Source organism: Sporomusa sp. (assembly GCF_057736855.1).
On the sequence record NZ_JBYKYF010000094.1, the window covers coordinates 434 to 10,072 of the forward strand.

Below are 9,639 nucleotides of genomic sequence, written 5' to 3' on the forward strand. Positions count from 1 at the left end.
ACCGCCAGCAGAACAAATCCCAGCCGCCAGAGCAGCCTCCAACATGTGACCAGAAATGCGGGTATCACGTCCTATGTAAAATACTGGCCGTTTATGTTCTTTGCCAAAATAATAGGTAGCCGCCCGGCCCATTTTAAAGGCTAGTTCTGGCGTAAGTTCAGCGTTGGCTAAACCGCGTACGCCGTCAGTTCCAAACAATCTTGCCATATATACTATTACTCCTTTCGTTTTCCTGTGCAAGTATGCAATTAAAGTTAGTTTTATGCCTTATATTCTTTGATGAAGCTAATAGCCGCGTTCATTCCGTCAAGAGCTGCACTCATAATACCGCCGGCATACCCGGCACCTTCGCCAATAGGATAGAGCCCTTTCGTATTTACTGAAACAAAATCCTGACCGCGAAGTATTCTTACAGGAGCAGAAGTCCTTGTCTCAACGCCGGTAAGCACCGCACCCGGATGATCAAAACCCCGGATTTTCCGTCCAAAATCTGGTAAGGCTTTGACTAGCACATTGGTAACAAAATCAGGCAGACATTGTCTAAGATCAGCCGGGGTTACTGCAGGTCGATAGCTCGGGCGAACCAAATAGTTTTTGCTGCCGCGCTTGCCTGCCAAAAAGTCACCTACTGTCTGGACAGGGGCAGCATAACTTTGACCGCCTAAAGTGAAGGCTAGCCGTTCATAGCGGCGCTGAAAGGCAATACCGTCAAGCACATGAGATCCATAATCAGCAGGATTGACGGTAACCACTAACGCGCTGTTCGCTATACCAGAATCCCGGCTAAAGAGACTCATTCCATTGGTTACCACCCCGCCAGTTTCTGAGGCTGCCGCCACAACCAGACCGCCGGGACACATACAAAAAGAGTAGGCTGCCCGGCCTGCTGCCTTGTCTTGGTATACCAATGCATAATCAGCAGCCCCCAATTTGGGATGACCGGCATATACACCGTACTGGGCCTGATCAATAAGTTCCTGCGGATGTTCGATACGGACACCGATGGCAAACGGCTTAGCCTCCATCGCAATGTTAGCCTGATGTAACAGTTCATATGTATCACGGGCACTATGGCCAATGGCTAAAAACAAGGCATCGCACGGCAGATAACGGCTTTCATTAATGGTTAAACCACACAGGCGGCTATCCTGGGTTTCAATGGCTGTCAATCTGGCCTCAAACTCTACTTGGCCACCCAGTTCGATAATGCGGTTACGAATGTTTTTAACCACTTGCCTGAGCTTATCTGTACCAATATGAGGCTTATGCAGATATTGTATTTCCGGCGGTGCGCCAGCCTCCACCAATAAAGCCAATACTTCGGCCATTCGGGGGTCATTCACCCGTGTAGTCAGTTTTCCATCAGAAAATGTCCCTGCGCCACCTTCGCCGAACTGCACATTACTTATTGGGTCAAGTTTACCAGTTCGCCAAAAGTCGGCAATATCCCTGGTGCGCTGCTCTACATCGCGTCCACGTTCGATCAAGAGCGGCTTGTATCCATATTTTGCCAGCATGTAGGCAGCAAATAATCCGGCCGGTCCCGCCCCAACCACTATTGGCCGGTTATTTAACAGCTTATTACCTGGAACAACTTCCTCCGGGACGACCGGAGTAACCAGCATAACATCTTTATCACCTTGCAACCGAGACAAGACCTGACCAGACGGTATGGTGGTCTTGACTTCTAACGTATAAACAAAGTTAATATTGTTTTTCCGCCGGGCATCAACGGCCCGGCGGCTAATTGCCACATGACTGACAGCATCTCTCGGCAATTTGAGGCGTTTGGCCACTAATTGCTCCAGCGGCGCATTCTCTGTCAATGGTACGCGAAAATTGCTGATTTTAAGCAATAGTTCCTATCTCCTTTAACGAGGGCTGATTTTTATATTGACAGTAACCGTTGGCGGTGTGCTTGACACACCTTCTGGTAATTGAAGTCTAACTTCCTCGCTTATATCTTTTGTCTTATTTGCTATATTAACCGGTTCGGTATAAATAGCTTCAAGTTTTTCAATAGTTTTCCCAGGGGTGTTCTCACTTACCTCTACTTTTTCCGGCTGAGTAACAATACTTGTAATAACAAAACCTGAAGGTAGTTCACCCTGGGTTACTGGTTTTACATCCAATGTTTTTTTGGTTACTTCAGCCGTCAAAACCACTGTTACCCGCATTTTATCTGGATAAACAGTAAGCCCCTGCACTTCCTTTCCTTTGCTGTTGACAGGAATGAGAGACGAGTCTATAGAAATATCTGTGTCCTTACCGGCCAAATCAACAGGTACTAGTACCTTTTCTACCGTTTCAATAAGCTTTCGCGGTCCCTCAATCGTAACTTTTTCACTAGCAAGCGTAACTTTACCGACCAGCGTACCCTTGGCAGGTGTACCGGTCAAGCGAGCCTCTACCGGCACCTCACGGTTCACAACGGTTTCAATTTGTACCTGCACCCGCTCTGGATCAACCTCAAGTGATTCTACATTGGCAGGCAAGGCAGGAGTGACTTTGACGCTATGTTGGCCTTCTTCCAAGCCTTTTACATCAATATACGCCACAATATCCCGGTTAATTAGCCCAGCCACAATGTTTCGTGGACCACGAACTTTCACCCGAACAGTATCCGGTACATCATCAATTACATAGCTAGTAGCCATATTACGAACTTCCAATGGCATAGTGACCCACGACTCAATGGGTGGATTTTGTTCATTCATAACATATAACCATAAAATAATGGCTAAAATAATGGCCAAAATCTTCGGTGTCAGATTTTTATCTTTTTCTCCAGGTTTTTTCAGAAACTTATCAATCATTGCGATGTCCTCCAGCTAAAGAAATCGCTCAGCGAGGATGATTTAGTAATAAATAATGGTGCAAGCTGCTCCTTCAGTTTATCGGCATCCAAATATCGATACAGTCTGCCACCTCTAGCCAGGGAAATAATTCCTGTTTCTTCGCTGACAACAATGACAACAGCATCTGCCTGTTCACTGATTCCAATGGCCGCCCGGTGCCTGGTACCAAGTTCTTTGGTCAATGTCCGGTCATCGGATAGCGGCAGCAAACAGCCTGCAGCCTGGATTCGATTACCACGGATAATAACAGCACCATCATGAAGCGGTGTATTGGGTATAAAAATATTTATTAAAAACTCACTAGATACCAAACCATCCACTTTGATACCTGTCTCAATATAATCATTTAGACCTGTCTGACGCTCAAGTACAATCAGTGCCCCAATTTTGTTTTTGGACAATACCGTAACGGTGCGGGCCAATTCTTCAAATAAACTTTCTTTTTCTGCAGCATTAAGCTGGGAACTGTTCTGAAAAAAGCGTCCCCGTCCCAACTGCTCCAGCGCCCGCCTAAGTTCAGGCTGAAACACTACCGGCAATGCTACCATAACTACGGTCATGGTTTTCTGCATCAGCCAATTGATAACATTGAGTTCCAGCCACTTGCTGACAAGGGTGGCCAATAGTAGCACAATAAGTCCTTTTAGCAGCGCAACTGCCCTAGTATCCCGAATCATAACATATAGTTTATATAACACATAGGCAACAATAGCCATGTCAATAATATCAAGAAAACTAATTGTAGAAATAATTCCCCGTATTTGTAATAGCATGCTGTCCACCTCGAACATACATAAAATGCAGTACAACTATACCTTTATTCTCCCCAAAATTAGGAAAACCTTTTAAGCTGACAGGGATTATAAAAAAATAATTCCTATAATCCGCAACATCGCTGTTGCGCCAATAATGAAAATTACTGCCCGTAGTCCGCAGTCAACGGCATAAGATCAAATTAGGCTTGTGCTTCAAGCACAAGCCTAATCATGACAATATATACAACTAGTAATACATAAGACTTGTTTCCGGTGTAATGCCGCGCCAGTTATTCAGCGGAAAAACCACTATTTTGTCACTGTCTCAACCCAGCCGTATTTGTCGGCAACACGCCCTTGTTGAATATCGAGGATATGATCAAACAGTTTTTGCGAGGTTTCGCCAATCTCACCATTATTGATAATAATATTGTTTCCTTTCCAGGAAAGCTCGCTCACTGGTGAAATAACAGCCGCAGTACCGGAACCGAACACTTCCTGGAGATGGCCTTGTTTATAAGCTTCATATACTTCTTCAATGGAAATACGGCGTTCTGAGACTTTCATTCCCCAGTCTCTAGCAACCGCAAGCACTGAACGCCGGGTAATGCCATCTAAAATACTGCCATTTAAAGCTGGCGTAATCAGTTCATCGTTAATTTTGAAGAAAATGTTCATGGTGCCAACTTCTTCAATGTATTTTTTCTCAACCGCATCCAGCCACAATACCTGGTCATAACCCTCTTTTTTAGCGATTTCAGATGCTTTAAGACTGGCGGCATAATTGGCCGCCGTCTTAGCTTCACCCAGACCGCCCTTAACGGCGCGCACAAAATGCTCTTCTACCTTAATTCTGACAGGCTTAAAGCCAGAGGAGTAGTAAGCACCAACTGGCGACAAAATAATAAATAATGTATAATGATCAGCTACTTTTACACCTACATAAGGATCAGTAGCAATGACAAATGGTCGGATGTACAGGGAAGTACCCGGGGATTTGGGCACCCACTCTTTTTCAATTTCAATTAATTTCTTCAACGCAGTGTGCAGCAGATTAACATCCATCTGAGGAATACTCAGAATATCTGCCGATCTGTTAAATCGGTTCAGATGGTCAAGCGGACGATAAATGACAACACGGTTGTCATCAGTACGAAAGGCTTTCATCCCTTCAAAAATAGCTTGCCCATAGTGCAACACCGTTGCCGCCGGTGAAATGTCAAACTGACCGTACGGAACAATACGAGGATTGTGCCAGCCTTTACCCGTTTCATAGTCCATCACAAACATATGATCGGTGAAAATTTTGCCAAAACCAAGTTTGTCCTCCGGAGGAAGTGTACCGCGTTTATCAGCCAGTATAACAGCAATATCTGTCATGTTAACAGGCCTCCTTGATTTGTATATTTATGGTTATTATAGAGTGACTTTTGTATACATGTCAAGGTGTTTTTGCTGTTTTTCCATAATAGACTTTGCAATCGTTATGGCGTGTCCTACCTGAGTGGGCGATGTACCACCCAGAGAATTACGCGCTGCCACACAGGTTTCCACGGCAATAGCGTCCATAATATCTTCGCTAAATAACGGCGAAAATTCCTTAAACTCTTCCATGGTTAAGTCAGTGAGTGTTTTTTGCTTACTTAAACAATAGGCTACACATTTGCCGACAACTTCATGGGCCTGTCTAAAAGGTAGTCCTTTTTTCACCAGGTAATCCGCCATATCGGTAGCATTAGAAAAATCAGTTTTAAGTGCCTGCCGCATCATATTAGCATTGACCTTCATACCGCGCAGCATAGCAGCATATACTGTCAAGCTAAATTTCACAGTATCAATGGTATCAAACAAGCCTTCTTTATCTTCCTGTAAATCCTTGTTGTACGCTAGAGGTAACCCTTTGGTTACGGTCAACATGGCCATCAAATGGCCGAATACCCGCCCAGCTTTCCCCCGTACCAATTCTGCAACATCGGGATTTTTCTTTTGCGGCATTATGCTGGACCCGGTGCAGTGGGCATCATCCAGTTCAATAAAGGAAAACTCGGTTGATGACCAAAGGATGATTTCCTCACTCAGGCGGCTTAAATGCATCATTAAAATGGAGGCAAAAGCAAGGAATTCCAGAATATAGTCACGGTCACTGACAGCATCTATACTATTCTCGTAAATGCGACCAAATTTCAGTTCACGGGCGACGGCTTCCCGGTCAATGGGAAAAGTGGTACCAGCTAGCGCTCCCGCCCCTAACGGCATAATATCGGCTGACTCCCATACCCCGCCCAAACGCCTGAAATCGCGTTCGAACATGAAGAAATAGGCCATCATATGATGAGCGAATAAGATCGGTTGCGCCCGCTGCAGATGAGTATAGCCAGGCATAATTACGTCAGGATACTTTTCAGCAACATCCAGTACAGCCTGTTCTAAATCATATAATAATTTGGCAATCTCAGCCACTTGTTCACGCACATACATATGAGTATCAAGCGCTACCTGATCGTTGCGGCTGCGGGCAGTATGCAGCCTTCCGCCAGCCGGACCGATACGTTCTGTCAAACGCTTTTCAATATTCATGTGGATATCTTCCAGAGAAACTTCAAAAGTAAAGTTTCCAGCCTCAATGTCAGCAAGGATACTTTGCAAACCCTCAATAATCAGGCTGGCATCCTCCTGGCTAATGATCCCGCACTTGGCCAGCATTCTGGCATGAGCCATGCTTCCAGCAATGTCCTGTTTATACATGCGGTTATCAAAAGAGATGGAGGAGGTAAACTCCTCCACCATCACATCAGTACTTTTGGCAAAACGTCCGCCCCACAGTTTACTCATGGTGTTTCTTGGCCTCAGCTTTCATCATGGCTCTGACTTTAAGCGGCAAACCAAAGAGATTGATAAAGCCCTCAGCGTCGCCATGGTTATATAATTCTTCACTGTCGCCAAAGGTTACGATTTTTTCGTTGTACAAGGAATATGGCGATTGGGAACCGGCACTAATAATGTTACCTTTGTATAATTTTAACCGGACAGTACCGGTAACTGTCTCTTGCGTAGAATTGACAAAAGCATCAAGCGCTTCTCTCAGCGGTGAAAACCACATGCCGTCATATACCAACTCGGCATATTTGATGGCTACCTGTTCTTTGTAATGTAACGTTGCCCGGTCAAGGGTCAAATATTCTAATTCACGATGTGCATAGTATAATATGGCTCCACCAGGATTTTCGTATACACCCCGGGATTTCATCCCCACAAGGCGATTTTCTACGATATCGGCAATACCAATACCATTGGCAGCACCAATGTCATTCAGTTTGGTTAACAGCGTTACCGCATCCATTTTAACGCCATCAACCGACACAGGAATACCTTTTTCAAAACCAATTTCAATGTAGACCGGCTTATCTGGTGCTTTCTCCGGCAGAGTAGTAATCATAAATACATCGTCTTTAGGTTCGTTTGCGGGGTTCTCCAGGTCAGCACCTTCATGGCTCAAATGCCAGATATTACGGTCCATGCTGTATGGACGTGCTTTGGTGACTGGCACAGGAATGCCGTGTTTTTCTGCATAGTCAATCGCATCTTCGCGAGAGCGAATGTTCCAGATCCTCCAGGGAGCAATGATTTTCAGGTGAGGAGCCAGCGCTTTTACGGTAAGTTCGAAGCGAACTTGGTCGTTGCCTTTCCCGGTAGCACCATGACAAATTGCATCAGCCCCTTCTTTAATAGCCACTTCTACAAGGGCCTTGGCAATAATCGGGCGAGCAAACGAGGTGCCAAGCAGGTATTTGCCTTCATACACAGCCCCGGCTTTCAGTGTCGGCCAAATATAGTTCTCAACAAATTCTTGGGTTAAATCTTCAATATAAACTTTGCTGGCACCTGATTTGATAGCCTTTTCCCGAATCGGTGCCAGTTCGTCCCCCTGACCAACATCAGCGCACATGGCAATAACTTCGCAGCCATAGTTTTCTTTCAGCCAAGGAATGATAACCGAGGTATCCAGGCCACCGGAGTAGGCCAGTACCACTTTTTTAATGTCACTCATTATGTATTGCCTCCTAAATATCTATATAGTTTCCTAAGTTTTCCTATAGTAAAGTTTACACCGAATCAAGTATAAAGTCTATATCTTACTAAGAATCGTACCTTCGGTACTCCCGTTCTCCAAAAAGTAATGGACTGCCATGGACCACTAAATCTGCCATTATAAAGGAAATGATATCATTATTCACATGCAGTCTATTATAATCTTCATCAAATACCACTGAGTTTGGTCCTTCAATCACGTCATCGGTAATCTCTTCGCCGCGGTGCGCCGGCAGACAATGCATAACAATAGCATCCTTTTTGGCCACCTGCATGATGGAGCTATTAATTTGGAAACCGGCAAATGCTTGTTTCCGGATGGCCTGTTCGCCTTCTTTTCCCATGCTGGCCCATACGTCTGTATACAGAATATCGGCATCTTTAGCAGCAGCATATGGATCGTTAAGAATGGTGATTTTACTGCCAGTCACCTGAGCCACCGAAGCAGCCTGTTCAACAATGGTGGCATCTGGAGCATAGTTCTCTGGTGTGGCAACACTAATATCCATACCCACTTTGGCACAGATGTGTAAGAGCGAATTAACCATATTATTGCCGTCACCGATATAGCACAGTTTGCGTCCTCTCAAATCGTCTCCCTTGTATTCAATAGCGGTGAAAATATCGGCCATAGCCTGACAGGGATGTAAAAGGTCTGTCAGTGCGTTAATAACCGGGACAGTAGCATATTCAGCCAGTTCCTCAACTTCCAAGTGGGAAAATGTCCGGATCATAATGCCATCCACATAACGGGATAAGACGCGGGCAGTATCTTTAACCGGCTCACCCCGACCAATTTGCAAATCATTCGCCGATAAGAACAGGGCCATACCACCAAGCTGCCACATGCCAACTTCGAAGGATACCCGGGTACGGGTTGACGCTTTTTGGAATATCATGCCTAAGGTCTTGCCCTTTAAGAGTTGATGGGGTTCTCCCGCCTTTTGTTTGGCTTTTAAGACTTTGGCGAAATCCAAAATCTGATAAATTTCATCAACCGACAAATCATGTATTGATAAAAAGTCTTTTCCTTTAAGACTCATTCCCTAAACACTCCCCCATAGTTAAAGTTAGACCGCTGCTAGTGTCTTATCCAGTATGGCAATCATCTCGTCAACATGTGCTTTGGTGATATTGAGTGGTGGCACAAACCGGAGCACATCACCGGCGGTGCAGTTAATGATGGCCCCCTGTTTCATGCATTCATTCACAATATCACGGCCTGGCTGAGTAAGTTTGGCACCAACGATCAAGCCTTTACCGCGTACTTCTGTTATGAGAGCCGGATATTTGCTCTTAAGCTCATTGAGTTTCGTGATAAGGTATTCGCCCATGATCTCAGCATTTTCCAGCAGTTTTTCTTCGTGAATCACTTGCAGCACTGCATTGGCAGCCGCACAAGCCAGCGGATTGCCGCCGAAAGTAGAACCATGGTCGCCAGGGCCAAAGGCAGCGGCTACTTTATCAGAAGCGATAAAAGCACCAATAGGAACACCACCAGCCAGACCTTTTGCCAAAGTTACAATATCAGGCTTAATACCAAAATGCTCATAGGCAAACATTTTCCCGGTCCGTCCGATACCTGTTTGAATTTCGTCAAGAATTAGGAGTACCCCATAGGTATCACATAAGGCTCGTACTTTTACAAAATAATCCGGGTCAGGAATATTTACGCCGCCTTCCCCTTGTATCGGCTCAAGCATTACCGCACAGGTTTTATCAGACATAGCCTGTTCAAGAGCCTTGATATCATTAAACGGAACGTACCTAAACCCTCCAGGTAGCGGCTCGTAACCCTTATGATATTTCGGCTGACCGGTAGCCGTCAGAGTGGCTAACGTCCGTCCATGGAAGGAATGTTCGGCAGTAATAATTTCTACCTTGTCGGCAGAAATGGTCTTGCCGTATTTCCGGGCTAACTTGATTGCCCCTTCATT

At 45.2% G+C, this 9,639-nt stretch carries 8 protein-coding genes and 1 pseudogene; all 9 read right to left on the minus strand.

Features of this window, described 5'->3' with window-relative positions:
- Positions 1–207: pseudogene (locus tag AC29Z1_RS08055) on the minus strand (phosphoglucosamine mutase); the annotation flags it as partial.
- Between the two features lie 53 nt (positions 208–260).
- On the minus strand, positions 261–1,856 hold the full coding sequence (locus AC29Z1_RS08060; RefSeq protein ID WP_488270944.1) for an NAD(P)/FAD-dependent oxidoreductase: 1,596 nt from the start codon (positions 1,854–1,856) through the stop codon (positions 261–263).
- A 15-nt stretch (positions 1,857–1,871) separates the two neighbouring features.
- Complete coding sequence (locus tag AC29Z1_RS08065; protein ID WP_488270945.1) at positions 1,872–2,816, minus strand: CdaR family protein; 945 nt, start codon at positions 2,814–2,816, stop codon at positions 1,872–1,874.
- Positions 2,813–3,631: a diadenylate cyclase CdaA gene (gene cdaA, locus AC29Z1_RS08070; protein ID WP_488270946.1), complete on the minus strand. Its 819-nt coding sequence runs from the start codon at positions 3,629–3,631 to the stop codon at positions 2,813–2,815. Before cdaA ends, AC29Z1_RS08065 begins: the two co-directional genes overlap by 4 nt.
- A gap of 291 nt (positions 3,632–3,922) precedes the next feature.
- Entirely contained in the window at positions 3,923–4,993 is a 1,071-nt protein-coding gene (locus tag AC29Z1_RS08075) for a branched-chain amino acid aminotransferase (RefSeq protein ID WP_488270947.1), read from the minus strand.
- 36 nt (positions 4,994–5,029) lie between these two features.
- The gene (argH, locus tag AC29Z1_RS08080) at positions 5,030–6,445 is read right to left on the minus strand and encodes an argininosuccinate lyase (protein WP_488270948.1); all 1,416 of its coding nucleotides are present in this window, start codon (positions 6,443–6,445) and stop codon (positions 5,030–5,032) included.
- Positions 6,438–7,661, minus strand: coding sequence for an argininosuccinate synthase (locus tag AC29Z1_RS08085; RefSeq protein ID WP_488270949.1), 1,224 nt, complete (start codon positions 7,659–7,661; stop codon positions 6,438–6,440). The genes argH and AC29Z1_RS08085 overlap by 8 nt, the downstream gene beginning before the upstream one ends.
- A gap of 88 nt (positions 7,662–7,749) precedes the next feature.
- Positions 7,750–8,745: an ornithine carbamoyltransferase gene (gene argF / locus AC29Z1_RS08090; protein WP_488270950.1), complete on the minus strand. Its 996-nt coding sequence runs from the start codon at positions 8,743–8,745 to the stop codon at positions 7,750–7,752.
- Between the two features lie 27 nt (positions 8,746–8,772).
- Positions 8,773–9,639 (minus strand): aminotransferase class III-fold pyridoxal phosphate-dependent enzyme (locus AC29Z1_RS08095; protein ID WP_488270951.1); only part of this gene is annotated, 867 nt, incomplete at its 5' end.